The 17,617-nt window shown below is 58.7% G+C and carries 15 protein-coding genes and 1 pseudogene; 8 read left to right on the top strand and 8 right to left on the bottom strand.

Annotated elements, in window-relative coordinates:
- Positions 1-299: 299 nt before the first annotated feature.
- From ABD059_RS05565 to ABD059_RS05585, 5 genes are all read right to left on the bottom strand, one after another.
- Entirely contained in the window at positions 300-3,377 is a 3,078-nt protein-coding gene (locus ABD059_RS05565) for a type I restriction endonuclease subunit R (protein ID WP_343878373.1), read from the bottom strand.
- Between the two features lie 10 nt (positions 3,378-3,387).
- Complete coding sequence (locus tag ABD059_RS05570) at positions 3,388-4,323, bottom strand: restriction endonuclease (RefSeq protein WP_343878374.1); 936 nt, start codon at positions 4,321-4,323, stop codon at positions 3,388-3,390.
- A gap of 2 nt (positions 4,324-4,325) precedes the next feature.
- Positions 4,326-5,648, bottom strand: a complete 1,323-nt coding sequence (locus ABD059_RS05575; protein ID WP_343878375.1) for a restriction endonuclease subunit S — start codon at positions 5,646-5,648, stop codon at positions 4,326-4,328.
- Positions 5,645-7,624 (bottom strand): type I restriction-modification system subunit M, encoded by a 1,980-nt coding sequence (locus ABD059_RS05580; protein ID WP_343878376.1) that lies wholly within the window; start codon positions 7,622-7,624, stop codon positions 5,645-5,647. Before ABD059_RS05580 ends, ABD059_RS05575 begins: the two co-directional genes overlap by 4 nt.
- A 549-nt stretch (positions 7,625-8,173) precedes the next feature.
- Positions 8,174-8,647 (bottom strand): hypothetical protein, encoded by a 474-nt coding sequence (locus tag ABD059_RS05585; RefSeq protein WP_343878377.1) that lies wholly within the window; start codon positions 8,645-8,647, stop codon positions 8,174-8,176.
- A gap of 139 nt (positions 8,648-8,786) precedes the next feature.
- Here ABD059_RS05585 and ABD059_RS05590 point away from each other — a divergent pair.
- The 4 genes and pseudogenes from ABD059_RS05590 to ABD059_RS05605 form a co-directional block, all read left to right on the top strand.
- Positions 8,787-9,002, top strand: a pseudogene (locus tag ABD059_RS05590) (IS1634 family transposase); the annotation flags it as partial.
- A 191-nt stretch (positions 9,003-9,193) separates the two neighbouring features.
- Positions 9,194-9,859, top strand: coding sequence for a recombinase family protein (locus tag ABD059_RS05595; protein ID WP_343878379.1), 666 nt, complete (start codon positions 9,194-9,196; stop codon positions 9,857-9,859).
- A 143-nt stretch (positions 9,860-10,002) separates the two neighbouring features.
- Entirely contained in the window at positions 10,003-10,428 is a 426-nt protein-coding gene (locus ABD059_RS05600; protein WP_377959560.1) for a LexA family protein, read from the top strand.
- 158 nt (positions 10,429-10,586) lie between these two features.
- A complete protein-coding gene (locus tag ABD059_RS05605; RefSeq protein WP_343878388.1) occupies positions 10,587-11,900 on the top strand; it encodes a Y-family DNA polymerase in 1,314 nt (437 codons plus the stop codon).
- Here the strand turns inward: ABD059_RS05605 and ABD059_RS05610 are convergent.
- The 3 genes from ABD059_RS05610 to ABD059_RS05620 are packed head-to-tail and all read right to left on the bottom strand — an operon-like array spanning position 11,897 to position 13,939.
- Entirely contained in the window at positions 11,897-12,457 is a 561-nt protein-coding gene (locus ABD059_RS05610; protein ID WP_343878381.1) for a DUF6036 family nucleotidyltransferase, read from the bottom strand. The genes ABD059_RS05605 and ABD059_RS05610 overlap by 4 nt on opposite strands.
- Positions 12,454-13,050, bottom strand: a complete 597-nt coding sequence (locus ABD059_RS05615; protein WP_343878382.1) for a helix-turn-helix domain-containing protein — start codon at positions 13,048-13,050, stop codon at positions 12,454-12,456. The genes ABD059_RS05610 and ABD059_RS05615 overlap by 4 nt, the downstream gene beginning before the upstream one ends.
- A gap of 58 nt (positions 13,051-13,108) precedes the next feature.
- Positions 13,109-13,939: a hypothetical protein gene (locus ABD059_RS05620; RefSeq protein WP_343878383.1), complete on the bottom strand. Its 831-nt coding sequence runs from the start codon at positions 13,937-13,939 to the stop codon at positions 13,109-13,111.
- An 805-nt stretch (positions 13,940-14,744) separates the two neighbouring features.
- On the opposite strand from ABD059_RS05620, the gene ABD059_RS05625 reads away from it, so the two are divergent.
- The 4 genes from ABD059_RS05625 to ABD059_RS05640 all read left to right on the top strand — a co-directional run bounded on the left by ABD059_RS05625 (position 14,745) and on the right by ABD059_RS05640 (position 17,480).
- Entirely contained in the window at positions 14,745-15,524 is a 780-nt protein-coding gene (locus ABD059_RS05625; RefSeq protein ID WP_343878384.1) for a metallophosphoesterase family protein, read from the top strand.
- Between the two features lie 19 nt (positions 15,525-15,543).
- Positions 15,544-15,948 carry a hypothetical protein gene (locus tag ABD059_RS05630; RefSeq protein ID WP_343878385.1) on the top strand — a complete coding sequence of 135 codons (405 nt, stop codon included), beginning with the start codon at positions 15,544-15,546 and terminating at the stop codon, positions 15,946-15,948.
- A gap of 181 nt (positions 15,949-16,129) precedes the next feature.
- Positions 16,130-17,041 (top strand): endonuclease/exonuclease/phosphatase family protein, encoded by a 912-nt coding sequence (locus ABD059_RS05635; RefSeq protein ID WP_343878386.1) that lies wholly within the window; start codon positions 16,130-16,132, stop codon positions 17,039-17,041.
- A 10-nt stretch (positions 17,042-17,051) separates the two neighbouring features.
- Entirely contained in the window at positions 17,052-17,480 is a 429-nt protein-coding gene (locus tag ABD059_RS05640; protein ID WP_343878387.1) for a hypothetical protein, read from the top strand.
- The last annotated feature ends 137 nt before the right edge of the window (positions 17,481-17,617 follow it).

The raw sequence follows: 17,617 nt of genomic DNA on the forward strand, positions 1-17,617 counted from the left end.
CAACCGCTACTGGGAAAACTGGACGCAAGAAAACCAATCAGCTATCGCATAGACGCTGGACTGCTAACGGGGGCCCAACCAAGCCCAACCTACGAGGACCGTGTTGCTGGGACCGCTTGGGGCTCCGATCGCAGTCCGGTTTGCTATGCGATAGCCACTCGCTTCCCCCTCGGTGCAGTTCTCCTATCAAGCTGACGGTGTCGATCGAAAGGTTGAGAGGGCCATTCGTTCCTGAGCATCTGTTCCCATTCAGCGCCCAGGCTCCGCTTGGGTTCTGCACCACATCTCAGTCATCGCTTTTATTTCTGGAGCTCCTCATATATGAGTCCGCTGAGCATTTGGAGTAGGGCACCCATTTTTGTTTTATCCCCCAGTGCCTGCAAACTCAGGTTGTAGTGGCTGTCCATCGAATTCGACACGGCATCGGTGATTGCCATAGCCAGGTCGGGGCTACTTCCGAAGTGGTTGCGTGAGTTGTTCTGCGCTTGTTTCTGCAGCGTTTCGTTCTTCACCAGTTCCCGACGCACTCCTTCGACGAAGTGCGCCACGGCATCCATTTCCTCGCCCTCGAACGGCAAGTTTGCCTGCTGGATGACTTCTTCCCAGGTCGACAGGACCGGATCCTTCGTTTGCCCGGTGCCCACTTCCGTTGGTGGCTTCAACGTGCCGTCCTCTCCTGTGAGCTGCAGCTGCGCTAAGCCCTTGTCCTTGAGCGCGTACTTAGCCAGCGCCACACCGGAAAGATCCAATGCCAACTTGGAATCATTTACCCTGAGAACCGGCAACAGGTGTTTGTAATAGATCGAGCGTTTCTCTAGGTCTGTATCGGCAAAGTCGAAGATCTGGGACAGAAAATCGTAGGCACGGACGAAGGACCCCAGGTCTTTGCGGAAAAGGTCGAGTTCGTCTTGCCCTGTTTTGTCCCCTGCAGCCACGGCGGCGTTGTACCGGGTGTTGAAGCGGGACTTCGCCGGTGCTACCCAGCCGGACAGGGAGTTGTTGCCCTCCTCCAGCACATAGGCCTTCACCATCCCGTCCACCTCGGATTCGAGGTAGATTTGGGCGGCGTCGAGCTTGCCCTGAAGGTCGTGGACCACGTTTGGGTTCGAGACGCCCTCCAATGCAGCCTCACGGAAATATGGCTGGAAGGAAGCCAGAATTTCGTCGGGATTGTTGACGAAGTCCAAAACGAATGTCTGGTCCTTGCCCACGGCGGTGCGGTTCAGCCGGGAGAGCGTTTGGACGGCGGAGACCCCGGAGAGCTTCTTGTCCACATACATTGCCACCAGTAGTGGCTGGTCGAAGCCGGTCTGGAACTTGTTTGCCACCAACATGATTTTGTATTCCTCGGTGGAGAACGCCTCGGGCAGCGTCCTGCCTTTCAGCCCCGGGTTCATGTTGATTTCTGTGAATTGTTCTGGGCCGGATTCGTCGTCGGCCACTTCGCCGGAGAAGGCGACGAGGGTCCCCAGCCCGATGTAGCCCGCATCCTTGATGTATTTGTCGATGGCGATTTTGTACCGCACTGCTTCCTTGCGGGAGCCGGTGACCACCATAGCCTTGGCCTTGCCGTCCAGGCGCCAGACGACATTGGTGCGGAAGTGCTCGACTATCACCTGGACCTTTTGGCTGATGTTGTAGGGGTGTAACTTCACCCACCCCATCAAGGATTTGATCGCCTCTGACTTCTCCACCCTGGAGTCGTCAGAGTCGTAGTCCCGCCCCTCATGGGTGAGCCGATAGGCGACCTTGTAGCTCGTGTAGTTCTGCAGCACGTCCAGGATGAAGCGCTCCTCGATGGCCTGCTGCATGGAATACAGGTGGAACGGCTGCGGCAACCCGTCCGGCCCCTTCCTGCCGAACAGCTCAAGGGTTTTGGCCTTGGGGGTGGCGGTAAACGCAAAGTAGCTAATGTTCTTCGCGTCGGCGCGGTCGACCATTTCGGCAGCAAGGAACGCTTCGACGTCGAACTCGCCGCCATCGTTGACGTCCGCCAGCTCCTCCGCGGACAGAACCTTCTTCAGTTTGTTCGCCGTGGAACCGGTCTGCGAGGAGTGCGCCTCGTCGGCGATGATCGCGAAGTTCCGGCCCTTCAGGGCCTGGGATTCTGCGATGGCTTTCAGCGCGAAGGGGAACGTCTGGATGGTGACGATGATGATCGGGGTCCGGGCCACTAGCGCTGCAGTGAGTTCGGCGGACTTGGACCCTGCGTTGCCGCGGATAGGAACCACGACGCCCGACTTGTGCTCGATCTGGTAGATCGCGTCCTGTAGCTGGGAGTCCAGCACGGTGCGGTCCGTTACCACGATGACAGAGTCGAAGAGTTTCTCGTTGGAGGCCCCGTGTAGAGAGCTGAGCTGATGCGCTGTCCAAGCAATGGAGTTGGTTTTGCCGGAACCGGCAGAGTGCTGGACCAGGTAGCGGTGTCCGGGCCCCTCAGACCGGGCGCTCTCAACGAGCTGATTCACCACGTCCCACTGGTGGTAACGAGGGAAGAGTAAAGACTTGCGGACCTCGCGTTCGCCGGTGACCGGATTAGTCTTGTCGCTCACCTGCAAGTGCAGAAACTTGCCGATGATGTTCAACCACGAATCGCGCTGCAACACCTGTTCCCACAGGTAGCTGGTGGCCGATCCCTTCGGGTTGACCGGGTTACCGGAATGGCCGCCGTCGCCTAGGTTGAAAGGTAGAAAATAGGTGTCCTTGCCCTTCAACTCCGTGGTCATCTGGATCTCGTCGTTGCTGACCGCGAAGTGCACCAAGGCTCGCCGACCGAAGGACAAGAGAGGCTCGTCCTTGTTCTTGCCGTTGCGCGGCAAGCGGTCGTTTCTGTACTGGGCGACGGCGTCATTGATGTTCTGTGTGAAATCGGTTTTAAGTTCAATGGTTGCGACCGGCAGTCCGTTCACGAACAGAACCAGGTCGATGCTTTTCTTGGTGTCGACCGTGGAGTAGTGGACCTGCCGGATCACTCGAAGCCGCACTTTGCCATAGCGCTCCAACGTTTCGGGGTTCAGGCCCATGGCCGGCTTGAACTGGCACATGTCGAACTTGGCGGCCACGTCCTTGAAGCCCGTCCGCAGCACGGAGAGCATCCCGGCTTCCTTGGCCGCCGGCTTGTCCAGGACCTTGCATAGTCGGTCCAGCAAGAGGTTCTTCGCAATGCCGTGCTCGGCGGGAGAGTCCGTCGGTTTCAGGACTTTGGCTAGCTGCTCTGATTGCGTGTCCGTCAACCACGCGAAGACGTCCTCGGGGATCAGCGCCCTGGTGGCGTCGTATAGGTCACTTGCCTTCCTGTGCGGCTCATAGATCCACCCCTGAGCCGCGAGTGCCTGGCAGATCTCGTCCTCGAAAGCCACTTCATTGTGCTGCGCCATACCGTTCCCCCTAGAAACTGTCGAAGAAGTCCTGATCCAACTTCTTTACGACTACTGTTCGATCCACTTGAACGCCCACCCCGTACTCGAACATGAGTGACGCTAGTCGCTGACCATCAATGAGAATGAGCGTGTAGTGGGCGGTATCCCTTGCCACGGCATGAGCCCCGGTTGTGAACATCGAGGTGGTGATAAAGATGCCCTTTGTGGCCCGGAATTGTCCTAACGCCCCGCTGAATGCCTGGACTTCAGGCGCTCCAACATTGTTGCCCTCGGAGTAGCGCTTCGCCTGGAGGTAGACACGATCAAATCCGAGCGCGTCCTGCCAGACAATCCCGTCGATGCCCTTGTCTCCGGATCGCTGGGTGGGTTTAAGGTTGTCTTCTCTGTCAGTGCCATAACCGAGCGCCTTCACGACAAAGGGGATGAGACCTTCGAAGGCATCGGGAGACAGTTCCATGAGGTTTCGGTAGATCTCGTCGATGACCACTTGGTTCAGCTGACTCGCTGATAGTTCCAGTGCCTCCGAGGGATCCGATTCGGCACCCGCAGTCAAATTGGGGTGTTCCACATTTATGCAAACGGGTGGTGCGGCCTTCGGCTGGCTGGACCTCGCTTGATACTGACGGTAGGACTCGTACTCCAACAGCGTCTGATACGTTATCAACGGCTGGCCCGAAGCGCGGCGGAGGCCTTCCTCGCTGATCATGTATTGTCCACGAGCTTGGCGAACCAGCAAGCCTGCCTTCATTGAATCGAATATCGCCCAATTGATTCTGTTGGCCCAACGGGCCTCACCGGAAGACATGATCTCACCCTTGTCCCCTTCCGAAAGGTGAGTCCGGTCTGCCACGGCGTAACGAATTTCGGAATTTCGCCGAATCTGCCCGTCTGACATGCTCCTGAGGACCGGGTCAACGAATCCATGCCACTGAGGTAAAGCCACAGTTAGGCATCCCCTTCCTGAATCTTGATCTTGCCTGTTACCGCAGCAGAGATGAGCGCTGAGCGACGCTCGCTGAGAACGGTGGTCACTCCGCGGGTCTTTTTTACAAGGGCATCGATTTGGTGGATCTTGACACTCAAATGCTCAACGATATGCCTCTGCTCGGAGATGGGAGGAAGACCGAACCTGAAGCGCTTAACGGTGGTCGAGTTAGTGGATGCAAGGTTGGTTGACTGTTTAGCCGTCAGGTAGAAATACGTACGTGCGGGGTCCGCGTCCAAGAGTAGGACTAGGAAACTGCTCAGCAGCTGAGGACCTGTACGAACCGCGAAAATGTGGTTCTGGTGGACGCATGGGCTGATTGATCCATCCCAAATGCACCCGCGGGCGAGCTTATCTCGGTCGCCGCCCTCGGTCATAAGCACATCGCCGGGCTGCAACATAGACGCGGCTGCGACTTCGGGTGGCAAGTCGATTTCTTTGACATCGTTTAGGTCAACGTAGCCAACCTGAACGTTGGCTACCCGCAGGTAGGCATACGTCTCCGTTACATCTTCGACGAAATCCTTGCCGAGCGTCACTCCTGTCTGCATCCGCATCAGATTCTTCAGTGGCTGAACAGACCAGTGTTCGGGAACGGAACCCTGCCAGGGAACCCCCGAGGGTTTGGTGGGGGCAGTGGGGTCAAGGCCACGGGAGACGGCATGGGTGATGATGGCTTGGCGCTTCTCGGCGAGCAGTTCGATGAGCTGTTCCTGTTTGCCGATCAGGTCATCAATCTGGGCCGTTTCGCGGTCGAGGAAACTGACGATGGACGACTGCTCGATGTGCGAAGGAATTGGAACCGGTATGCGCCCAAGATCATCCGCATTGAGGGTGCTGCGCACCCCACTACCCAGCTGATTGTATACGCCCTCGTTATAGAGCGATGTAAAGAAATAGTAGGCAAACTTCGGTAGGAAGCGCGAAGTTGTGCGGGCGACAATGTAAGCCGAACTAACGAGCCCAATATCACCTGAAATCCCTACTCGGCTCGTTTTCCGATTTTCCAGATCGATCATCTTGAAGACGAGTTCGTCGGGTCTGAGGATCTGGTACGTGCTGAATGACTCCGGAGATAAACCGTCGGCAGATTCTTTCGATCGGGGAAGGACCCCTGCCATGGTTAGTGAGAGGCGGGAAAACTGGCCGTGGCGATCGCCGACGATCTCTTTTGCGAACCGCAATACTCGTTTGCTCGGGAGGAGGTCCCACTGGCTTGGTACTTCACCGATCCAAGGGATCCCGGAACTTTTGTACGCCGCATAAGGCTCGAGTTTGGTCACTGCTCGACCTCGGCCAGCAGCCAGGTGATCTCTCCGATGAGATTGTTCAGATCGGCATCAATCTCGTCCAGCGACCGGGGCGCGACATACTTGTAGAAGTGCCGCGTGAACGGGATCTCGTAGCCAATCCTGGTCTTGGACCCGTCGATCCAAGCATCGGGAACGTGGGGGAGGACTTCGCGTCCGAAGTACTCCTGAATGTCCTCGCCAAGGGGCACATTTTCGGTGCCCCTCAGGTCGGTATCGGCTTCGGGAATCCCTTTGGCTCCCGCGCAGACGTCGGCAGTCTCATCGCGCTCGGAGAGACCCATGATGACGGACTTCAGGACTGGTGCCGCGAGTTTCAGGCCCACCTGAGTGAGGGCCGGCTTCAACGCGCGGAGGAAATCTTCCCGGTTCTTGTCGATCTCGCTCGGCTCTGCCACTAGCGACCGGAGTGTCTTCTCCAGAAGCTGCCGGTCGTTCTCGGACAGCTTCTCCACCGGCTTCTGCGTCAATACGGCGTCAATGCGCTCTGGCGTGCAGGCGAAGTTAAGCTTGAGCGGGCGCTCGACGGCGATGGTGGAGTAGCCGAAGTCCTGGTTGTTGAAGATTTTGGAGGTCTCACCGGTGTCCTCGAACGCACCGTAGAGCTGGACGATGCTCGCTATGTCCTGCGGACCGAGTTCCTTGCGCTTGGAACCGAGGCTCTTGCGCATTTTCTGGAAGAAGTCGACACCGTTGATGAGTTGGATCTTGCCGACGCGCTCCGGGTGCTTCTGTTTCTTGCTATTGGAGAGGATCCAGATGTAGGTGGCTATGCCGGTGTTGTAGAACATGTCCGTCGGCAGCGCAATGATGGCTTCCACGAAATCGTTCTCGATCAAGTACTTGCGGATTTCGGATTCGCCCGAACCGGCTCCACCCGTAAACAGCGGCGAACCGTTCAGAACGATCCCGATGCGGGACCCGCCCTCCTGCGCCGGGCGCATCTTGCGGACCAGATGCAGCAGGAACAGCAGCGAGCCGTCGCTCACACGCGGGAGACCCGGGCCGAAGCGGCCTTCGAACCCGTGAAGTTCGTGTTCCTTCTGGATCTGCGACTGAATCTTCTTCCACTCCACACCGAACGGCGGGTTAGAGAGCATGAAGTCGAACTGCTGACCGATGTTCTGGTCGTTCGCGAGCGTGTCACCAACGGAAATTTTGGAGATGTCCTGGCCCTTGATCAGCAGGTCAGATTTGCAGATGGCGTAGGACTCGTCGTTGATTTCCTGCCCGTACGCGACGAGGGAGGCGCTCGGGTTGAGAGCGTGCAGGTGCTCCTGTGCCACGGTGAGCATGCCGCCGGTTCCAGCGGTGGGGTCGTAGATTGATCGGACGACGCCCTCTTTGGTGAGGACGTCGTCATCGTAGTTCAACAAGAGCTGAACCATGAGTTGGATGACCTCGCGCGGGGTGAAGTGCTCTCCGGCCGTCTCGTTGGATGTCTCGGCGAAGCGGCGGATGAGCTCCTCGAACATATGGCCCATCTCGATGTTGCTGATGGTCTCCGGGTGGAGATTGATAGCCGCAAAATCCTTGGTGACGTGGTACAGCAGATCCGAGCTGTCCAGCTTCTCGAGTGTCTTGTAGAACTCGAAGCGCTCGAAAATGTCCCTAGTGTTCTCGGAGAAGCCCTGGACGTAGTTGAGAATGTTTGCCTTGATGTTTGTGGGGTCATCAAGGAGTTTGGCGAAGCTGAATTTGGAGGTATTAAAGAAGCTGTGGCCGGAGGCTTTCTGCAGGAAAGTGTCTAGGGGGATGTTGAGATTTTCCTTCGCCTTCTGCTCCGCAAGGACGGCATCTTTAGTGGCGTCCAAGACGCAGTCCAGACGGCGAAGAATGGTGAACGGCAGTATGACCGAGCCATACTGTGCCGGTTTGTAGGTGCCCCTTAGTATGTTCGCGATGCTCCACACCAAATTGGCGTTGTTGTTGCTGGCCAAAACTCCCACTTCCCTTGGTGCCTGCGATGAGTGTGCCGATATTGGTCGGTCCGAAAAATGTCGTCGCCACAGCGTTCATTGTTCGCGCTCGTGCTCCCCTGAATTGTATGGGGGAAGATGCGCACTCAGACGCCGCCGCTGAGGTCGTGTCCCGATTAGTGGAGGCCGCCGAGGGGGACACGGCCTGGGATCGACAGGCCCGTACCGTCACCCCAGCCCCTCCCATTCGCCCGAGTCACAAGCTGAAGCAGCCCTGATAGGGATCTAACTCGTTTTGCGTGCAGAGTGGAGAAGATGTGTCAGGTAGCACCGTTCGCTACGTCTATCGCTTTGTCGTGGAACTGGCCGGCCTGATGGGATGACCGTTGACACGTTGAAGGAGAAAAGTGGGTCTTGTCAGGGCGATCCGCATCAAGGCGTCCAAGGTTTGGGTGGTTCGCCAAGCCGCTATCGCTGTGACCTGGGCTTCCCGGAGCGATGCACGGATGTTATCCAGTCGCGCCGTTACTTCGAGGGACTCAAGCAGCTTAGGCGCTGGAACACTTCAAGCTCCTACTATCAGCGTCTCTTTCCTAAGCCCGGCAATCCGCCCGATACGGTGCGTACGGAAACAGAGTTATCCCAACGCCGTTCCATGACGGGCATGTGTTCCTCAAGCCGATTCCTCATGGCTTGCAGGATGTTGACCACTCTGTCTCCGTCGTTTCCTTTCGGGCAACGGACGATCTCATCGTTGATAGCCTTGATCAACTTTCGACGGGTTGTAGCGTTCCCGACACCGTTCTGGCAGAAACGACCAACTTCTTTCCTCAACGCTACGATGCTCGACGGAATTGCCTGTTCACGCTTCGTCCCTGGTCTTCTAACGCGAGCCTTACGTCCGGGCGATGCCGTCACTCCCAGACGCTCAAGTAGAGAATCTGCAAGGTATTCCATCTTTTTCGTCACGATGTCCTTCCATGGGTCACAGGTCGAAGCTCGAGCCCCGCTGCGACCGTATTTCTTGATGTTCGATGCGAGCTCGGGAAACACGACCGCGCCTACAGGTTAACTTTTCGACCACAAGGTGTCCTTGGGTCTTTCCTCCAGCAGTACCTCGCGCACCCGATTGTAGGAACTAGTAGGCGCTAATCGAGCTAGGACACGCAGGGCTCCACCCAAATACCTGACCCCGCCCCTTAACCCACCGGCGTTGTTCCACCGTCCTGCGCACCAGGTGCCCGTTCGCGATGGTCCTGCCCAAGTGGTGGGGACCGAGAGCCGATTGCTCTTCGAGTCGCTGAAGTCAGTGTTCATCTCGCTGGGTTTCGATGCTGTCGGTCATGAGGTGTTCACCGATCCGGTGATGTCCCGGATCGTGGAGCTGACCTCGCTGCTGGATGCTGGCCCTACACATGTGATGTTCCTTCAGCCTTCGCGATTCATCGTCTTACAAACACCAGCTCGGTAGAACACATCAAAAGCGATCCATTTTTCCAAAGATTTTGTCTCTGGCTGTCCTATCAACCCCGTCCCACTTGATCCATCTCACGAGTCCTCGACGAATAATGACACACCCAAGGGCTACCGTTTGTGAGCATGGGACTTCTACTCGGTTACGTCAGGACCTCCACCACTGATCAGCACGGCCGGATGCAGTTCGATGCTCTCATCGAAGCCGGTGTGCCGGAGAAACGAATCTGGTTCGACCAGCTCTCAGGATCCAAGGCTTCGAAGGAACGTCCAGCAATGATCAAGTTGTTGGAATACGCCCGCGAAGAGGACGAAATCCTGGTCTACCGGATCGACCGACTCGGGAGATCACTGCTCGACATTCTGAATACCGTTGCCCTTATGCAGGAGCGCGGCATCCGCCTGCGTTCCCTGGTCGACAAGATTGATCCCTCCACAGCTCAGGGACGACTCCAGTTGGCCCTGTTCGCTACCTTGGCCGAGTACGAGCGCGAACTGATCAACGAACGGGTCCGCGATGGTATTGCGGCGGCCAAGGCTCGCGGAGTCCGGTTCGGACAGAAACCCGTTGACCAGTCCAAGGTTGAAGACAAGCTGCGGCTCGCCCGTCGAGAGCTGGCCGAAGGCAAGACCGCGGAGAGAGCGGCCGGGGCCGTCGGTTGGTCCCGGTCGACCCTGTACCGCTATCTGAAGGAATACGGAACGGAGCAGCCTCCCACTGACGGGGTGGTCGCCATAGGCCGGGGGCGTTCACAGTACGCGGACAGTGAGCCACTGCCTCGACGGACCTAGGCACTCCCGGGGCCACTTGCGACTCTGTCTGAAGCCCCGGCTGCGCCATCTTAGGACCGTAGATAATAGCCGTGACGTGTTCGATTCTCTGGTGCTAAGCTGATTTTTTCGAACATCTGTTCTATTTGAGGTATTTCGTGACGATAGTAATAGGGGTAGTACGGCTGCACCCGGTGCAGCCCGTGCAACTGACAGAAATTAGTCCAATCTCGGTTCCGGCGGGTTTCCCCTCCCCCGCCCAGGACTATTACGACGGTGGGATCGACCTCAACAAGCATCTCATCGCCGATACGACCTGTACCTTCATCGTCCGGGTCTCCGGAGACTCCATGTCCGACGCCGGCATCAGCGACGGGGATGAACTCATTGTGGACCGGTCGCTGGAACCCACCGACGGATGCGTGGTGGTCGCCATCCTGGATGGGGAACTGACGATCAAGCGGCTGAAGCTGGGTCCGAACGGGGTCGTCCTGAAGGCGGAGAACCGGGACTACCCGGACATCACCGTCGCCGAACTCTCAGACCTTTCCGTGTGGGGCGTCGTCACCCGCTGCCTGCACTACGTCTGATGCGCACCGCCCGAGTCGTGCCCTATCTGTAAACATCGCGGTCGGATTCTTACACTTAGCCGAGGTGCATCGTGAAAGCTGAATCTGAGTTGTGGCCTGCTCAGGCCGCCGCACCCCTGCAGCCTCTTCCGCCCGAGCCGGTGAGTCCCGATCATCCCGTGCGCCACCCGTCGGCGGCCGACACCAGCCGGCGGAAGCCCTCCCGGATTGCCTTGGTGGACGCGAACAGTTTCTACGTCAGCTGTGAACGCGTTTTCGACCCATCCCTGGCCGGGGTGCCGACGGTCGTGCTGTCCAACAACGATGGCTGCGTGGTCGCCAGGAGCAATGAAGCCAAGGCCTTGGGCATCCCCATGGGTGAGCCCTGGTTCAAGCTCGCCGCCCGCGCCAAAGAGTGGGGCCTGGTCCAGAGATCCAGCAATTACGAGCTCTACGGTGACCTGAGTGCCCGCTTCATGGAGCTCCTGGGTCGGCACACGAACGCCTTGGAGGTGTACTCGGTTGATGAAGCATTTTTGGGATTGAACGGTGAGCCGGAGGAGCTGGTCACCGAGGGTCAGCAGATCCGTCGTACTGTACTGCGGAACACCGGATTGCCGGTCTGTGTGGGGATCGCGCCGACGAAAACCCTGGCGAAGTTCGCGAACCGGATCGCAAAGCAGAACCCGGCCATGAATGGTGTCTGCAACCTGGACACCATGCCACCGGCCCACGTCGACCACATTATGTCGCGGGTGCCGGTGACCGGCATCTGGGGTATCGCCGGCCGGCTCGGGAAACGCCTGAACTCCATGGGCATCTTCACGATCGCTGACCTGAAAGCCTCCGACCCGGTGGTGATGCGCAAGAAGTTCTCCGTGTTGATGCAGCGGACCATCCTGGAGTTGAACGGGATCCCGTGCATTGAGATCGAGCTGGAACGCGAAGACAAGAAGCAGATGATCTTCTCCCGATCCTTCTCCACTCCGGTCACGACCATCGCCGAGATGCACCAGGTGTTGAGCATTTACGCTCAATCGGCGGCCGCCCGGCTAGCCAAAGGTGAGCAGCTCGCGAAGGTGATGAACGTCTTCGCCGGCACCTCGCACTTCCATCAGAGTGCCTCCTCGTTCCCGTCGGTGACGGTGAAGCTGCCAGCCCCGACCGCGGATCCGGTCATCCTGACGAAGGCGGCCGTCGGAGCCCTGGACGGGGTCCTCATGGAGGGTGTCCCGTACGCGCGGGCCGGGGTGATACTCACCGACCTCTCCCCCGCCGGCTACCAACCCCAGTTCGATGAGTTCGTCTCCGTGCACGAGCACCGCAACATTGGTGATCTGCTCGGCAAGGTCAAAGGCAAGTACGGGACCGCCAGTATTGGCCTCGGCCGAGCCGGGATGTTAGCCCCGCCAGACTGGACGATGAGCCGGAAGCATTCCTCGCCGCGGTACACGACCGAATGGGCTGAACTGCCGGTCGTCAAAGCCAGCTAAGTGCCTCCGCCGTCCCCTCTGAACTTTCCTGCGTTGATCGACTCTTCGGCTACAAGAAGGTAGTTTTCGCGGGTGGCATTGAGCGACAGCGAGTGGTTCCCGTACTTAAGATAGGCGATCCGAACTAGCGTTTCGGGGTCCTCGATACCGAGAGCTAAAGCGATCAGACCAAGATCCTCTATGTCCTTCTGGCGCTCCGCCGCAAGCTTCATGGCGGCGAGGGTCTGCAGGTCAGCAATCCGTACTGCCTTCGAGGTCCCTGCGGGGCCAGCGATCCACGCCGTTTCTTCGGGCAGGTGAGCCGCGGCGTTTGAATTGAGCCACTTGCTTGGCAAGCCGAACACGGCTGCCATCTCTTCGACGACTTCATCAACGATGATGGCGCTGGCATACTGGGCGTCAATGTCGTCGGTCGCGCGATCAATTATCCTGTGAAGGAGCAGGGCCGCTCCTCCAACAATCTGTATGTCGAGAGCAACCCCGCGCTTGCTCAGCCGATCTTCCAGGTCGGCAAGCAGCCTCAGTACGTCGGCTGATTCGAGCCCCGGCCGACTCATACCGTGGCGAGGTCCCGTTCGCGGATCCAGACGTTCATCGCCGCAAGATCAGGGGGTGTCCCCTGGCGGATCAGCTCTTTCATCCGGGACCCTACCGGGTGTATTTTCTCTGCAGGGAAGATCGGCGCTTCGGACCGCTTGGTGCGCAGAGACCATCCCGGTGCTGGCGACCCAGTGGTGGTGGCGATCCACCGGGTGATGGCGGCCAGAGCAACCAGGTAGTCGGCGTCATCGATTCGTGGGACCGAAGTGAGGCTGGGTCGCCCGTCAGCCACCGAGGAGGCGGCGTAATCCCCGATGAGACGAAGCGCGAAGCGATAGTCCTTGGCAGCCAGGGTGGCAGCGAATTCCCGGCCATAGTCCTTGGCATTCTGAGATTGAGGCTGAGCCGCAGTGATGCCAAGCCCGAGGACACCCATTACTTTGAGCGCGAGCCCGAGGGAGGAATTGTTCTTGCCTGCTTCGAGTTCGTTGATGAACTTCCTCGACACACCGCAGCTGTCCGCAACAGACTGCTGGGTCGCACCGAGCGCGCGCCGCCGCTCCCGGATGCGCCGGCCAAGGGCCGCTGAGTCTGTCAAGGATGCATTCACACGACAATTATGTCACCAACCAGTTACATTTGGAAGCCTCAAATTCGGGAACAATGCGTCAACGCACGAGTCGCAGCGCTGGGGGCCGCACCTGGGCAGCTCCTTCATCGCGCTCATGCAGCAGCCGGGTCAGACCGGTGAGCAGGTCCGCGGCAACCGCTTCAGCGAACTCCTCGGGGACCGACGGTGACGGGTCGAAGCCGATGATTTCCCCGGCTGACGTGGAGCTCACACAGGAGATCAGTGCGCCGCACGCTTCGGCGGCAGTCAGGGCAGCCTGTGTCTGGGTTTCGGAAGGCTGGAAGTAGCTGCGCCGGGGGTTCATCAGATAGGTGCAGACGACCCGCCCATCAACGACCAGCTGGTGGATGACATCGAACGGATCCACGGCCGCAGCCATGGTCCACGGGGCGCACGAGTCTTCCGGGACGCTGACCGCTGGGGCTAGCCGTACCCCGGTAACCGGGCCTCCTGGCCCCAGGGCGGGTCGGGCGGTCATACCTGCGGGCACAGTGCAGCCCGGGTAAATCCCGAAGGACGGCTGGGTCTTCAGTCCGGCAACGTACAGGCGCATCATGGTGTCCCGCCGGTCGGCAGCCGTCTCCAGAGTGGATAGCGGATTGGCGACCAGGACGCCGCTCACTTCGAGGTGCCGGGCGATGCCTTCCATGGCTGGGTAGGTCTCCGACGGCAGCCGCCAGAGGGCCGCGTCGATGTCCGGCAGCTGGAGGGACCGGTACCCCAGATCCCGGTCGGGCAAGACAGTGAATTTCGCTGGGTCGAGGTGGACAATGTCCACGCCAAGGGCGCGGAGGTGCCGGCTGAGGACGTCTCGTCCAGTTCCGGCCCGCTCCACGATGGCCAAGCGCATGCTCGGATCAGTGTTCATGAACTAGACCATGCGTAGACGCGCAGATTTAGGCGGGAACTTGGTGGTACAAGATTAGCGCGGGACCGGTCCTCTTCCCCCGACTGAGCCACCATCGGTAATTGTTGTTAGCCGTCGTATGCTTCCTCAAGAAGCGCCTTCGCTGCAGCAGCCGTGGCGACGAAGCGGTCTTCCCGAATTGCTTTCACTGGCGTTGTGTATCCAAGCCGAGGGTTCACAGTGACTGCCCACGACTGCGCGATGTTCGTATCCCGCGCCCGTTGGATATTTGTGAGGACTTCATGAGCGAAACGAAGTCGCGTGGCGGCGGGCTCCTGAGGAACTGAGGTTCCATCACCCCATTCGCGCACTTTGCCTGGGTCTTGGTGTCCCGCCAAGCTGGCAACGATCCGAGGGGTCATCAATTGGCTCAGTTCGTCGACCACATCTTTCATCTCGGTCGACCGGGGGCGGTCTACATTGTTGGGATCTATCCTGGTTGGCACATGCGTCCCTTTCGCGCTAATCCCACGATTTTAGCGTCAGTTGAAACCCGTTCTTGGACGGGGACGCACCACTCACGAGAATCCGTGAAGACCGGCACAAAGAGTTGGCCGTTGCGTCAAAGTCCTTGTTAAAGTGGCTGCACGCCGAGAATCGGCTCCTGAACGGGGAGCGGCCGCTGGGTGCTTTGAGAGAGGGACAGCAGCAGAAGTCCCAGGAGGCGGCGCAAGCTTTCGTTGATGGTTTCTACATCTGAGGAATGGGAACGGACGTGGGCCCGTGTCACCTTAATTTGTCACACCTTCAAACTAGGGTGAGGCAAATGACTACCGAACCTCGACCAATTGCTATCTTTGGCGACTGGCATGGGCTCCTTGGCTGGGCGCTTGGCAGCCTCGATGCAGCAGGGATAGCCGGCGCGAGGACCCTTATCCATGTCGGTGATTTTGGTCTGGACTTTCCGGGACGGAACCGAGGCAGGTTCGAGAAGAAGCTCAATCGGATCCTAGTCGAACGCGAGATGACTCTTGTCTTGTCTTTGGGCAACCATGACAACCACGACACGGCAACGAAACTCGAGGTGTGGGACGACGGTCTATCCTCCTTTCGGTCCAACATCAGGACCCTTCCCCGCGGCGGCCGTACCCTCATCGAGGGCCTCACCATCGGCGGTCTCGGCGGCGCCTACAGCATCGATCGGAAACATCGGACCGAGGGAAAAGACTGGTGGGCCAATGAGGAGCCCACTCAGGAAGAAGCTGACCTGCTTGTGGCAGGCGGCCCAGTGGACATTTTTATCACCCACGATGTGCCAGCTTCCGTCCCCATGAAAGGGGATCTTAAGCTTCCGGCAAACGTCGTTGCCCGGGCAGAGAGAACCAGAACTCTCCTCGATACGGTGGTGCGGCGATTGCGGCCTCCGCATCTATTTGCAGGTCACTGGCACCAACGACGGACATATGACCTTGTTCATGAAGCCGGCACGGTTACACGGGTTGACGTGCTCGCGAATGAGTTCGCTACCAACGGCAATGGCGTACTGGTGTGGCCGTCCGAACAGATGCCACTGAGGGTTGAACCTATGAGGATAACAACGAGATGAAGGGAAGGTTTGATCGGGAATGGGCCTAGACGAGTGGGAGTTTGATTTGGCGTATGACCTGGCCAATGGCCCGGGAACTCCGTCTCTGCTGACGCTGGCAAGTTGCGGAAGTCCTGCCGCCAGCCGGAAGATTATCCAGATTGCACAGCGGTTGGTTGGTAAGTCAGGTTGGCCGCTGTACGAACTGGTTGCCGGTCAGGTAGCGGCCGGACCATTGAGGGAAGAGGGTTTCCTCATTCTCAAGGATGTGCGGCGGCCCGTGCCGGAAGCGGTACCTGCCCTTGTTGCCGCACACCAGCACCTCATTACACGGAGTATACCCGTCGGGTTGCTGGTCGTAGGGTCGGTCTCGGGGATCAAGGATCTACGTCGGCACCCTGTGATGGGCTTCCTTAGCCGAGCCTACCTAGTCGACCTCGCCTGACCTGAGTATGAAAGCCACCGCTTGTACAGGCGCCTGTTCTCGTCTCGATGTCCCAGTGGGCGGGTTGATTGCACAGGTGGGGGCCAACAATAGGGGCCTTGCCCGGGAAGGCCTTCGCGCGCTTAATGGTTCTGTGCCTATTACGCCGCTAGATTTACCTGTGGTTCCTCCTCTCAATGGAGTGCAGAAAGAACTGGCTCACTTTGGGGTCGCCCTGGACAAAAATATCCCTTCCAAAACCGCCACTAATCTGCTGATCGGGACGTGGAACCTGCGGGCTTTCGGCGGGTTGACCCGCTCCTGGGAATCCACTCGTGGAGACTCCCCTAAACGGAACTGGCACGCGGTCGCCTGTATCGCCGCCGTTTCCTCCAGATTCGACGTGATCGCCGTCCAAGAGGTCCGCCGAGACGTCACCGCTCTGCGAACCCTCATGACTATGCTCGGTCCGACTTGGAAGTTCATGACCTCCGACGTCACCGAAGGTTCTGCCGGCAACAGCGAAAGACTGACGTTTATCTATGACACCGACCGGGTCCAAGTATCGGGCCTTGTCGGAGAAATCGTTCTCCCCCCAGCAGCAGATGGCCCCGTCGAACAGTTTGCCCGTACCCCGTACGCCGCGGGGTTCACCCGAGGGGAAGTCGATTTCCTTCTGACCACCGTGCACGTCCTATGGGGAGCAAGCCCAGCGCAGCGGCTCCCCGAAATTACCGGCTTCGCCCAATGGATGCGCGACTGGGCCGACCGGCCAAACGACTGGAACCAGAATCTGTTCGTCCTCGGCGACTTCAACCTCGACCGGATCGGTAATCCGCTCTTTGAAGCGTTCATCTCGACCGGGCTCTGGCCCCCGACCGAGCTCAACAACGTACCGCGAACTATCTTCGACGCCAGCGGTGCAAACCATTTCTACGACCAGATCGCCTGGTTCTCCGAACCAGATGGCACCTCACTGCTGGAGTCAATGACTTACACCGGGCGGGCCGGCCATTTTGACTTTCTCCCCCATCTCTATCCCGATCTGACCCGCAATGAGGTCTCGTGGCGGATCTCCGACCACTACCCGCTATGGGCCGAATTCACCATCTGAAGGGAAAAGCATGAACGCCGAGCTCCGGTCACTCCACCGTGGCGCATTACAGCGTCGGGCACGGCAGCGAGTCGATCTGTTCGATGACATGCGCGCAGTGAAGATTGCAAGAGGCCATGGGCTCGCACAGCGAGAGATTGCTGACCTGCTCGTCACCAGCCAAGACATAGTCCACCGCCTCCTGAAGGCCGTCGAGCGGCGGGGCGGTGATCTCATCCCTGATCCTGCCGAGCTCATTATGCGGGCTTTCGCCTACGACAGTCCTCGCGGTGCATTACTTAACCAGCTGAAGGCGTACCCCTATGATTTCGGGAAGAATGCCCCGAGCCCGTATGAGGGCCGGCTGCCCGGCACTTGGGACCAGATCGTCGTAGCCTTCGCGCAGGAAATGCTGAGTAGAGAAGAGTTCGACGAATTGAAGAATGCAGTTGGCCGGTAATACGAGGTCAGTTCACGTCCCTCACAAGCACGTTGTCGCTTGTCCACGGTCATTAGGGACTGCCCACGGTTTGGTTGACTCGTGGGGTTGATAGTTTCTTAGGCGGCTAGCACCATGTTGTTGATTGTCTCAAACTC

This window comes from Arthrobacter flavus (assembly GCF_039526005.1).
Lineage (GTDB): Bacteria > Actinomycetota > Actinomycetes > Actinomycetales > Micrococcaceae > Arthrobacter_D > Arthrobacter_D flavus.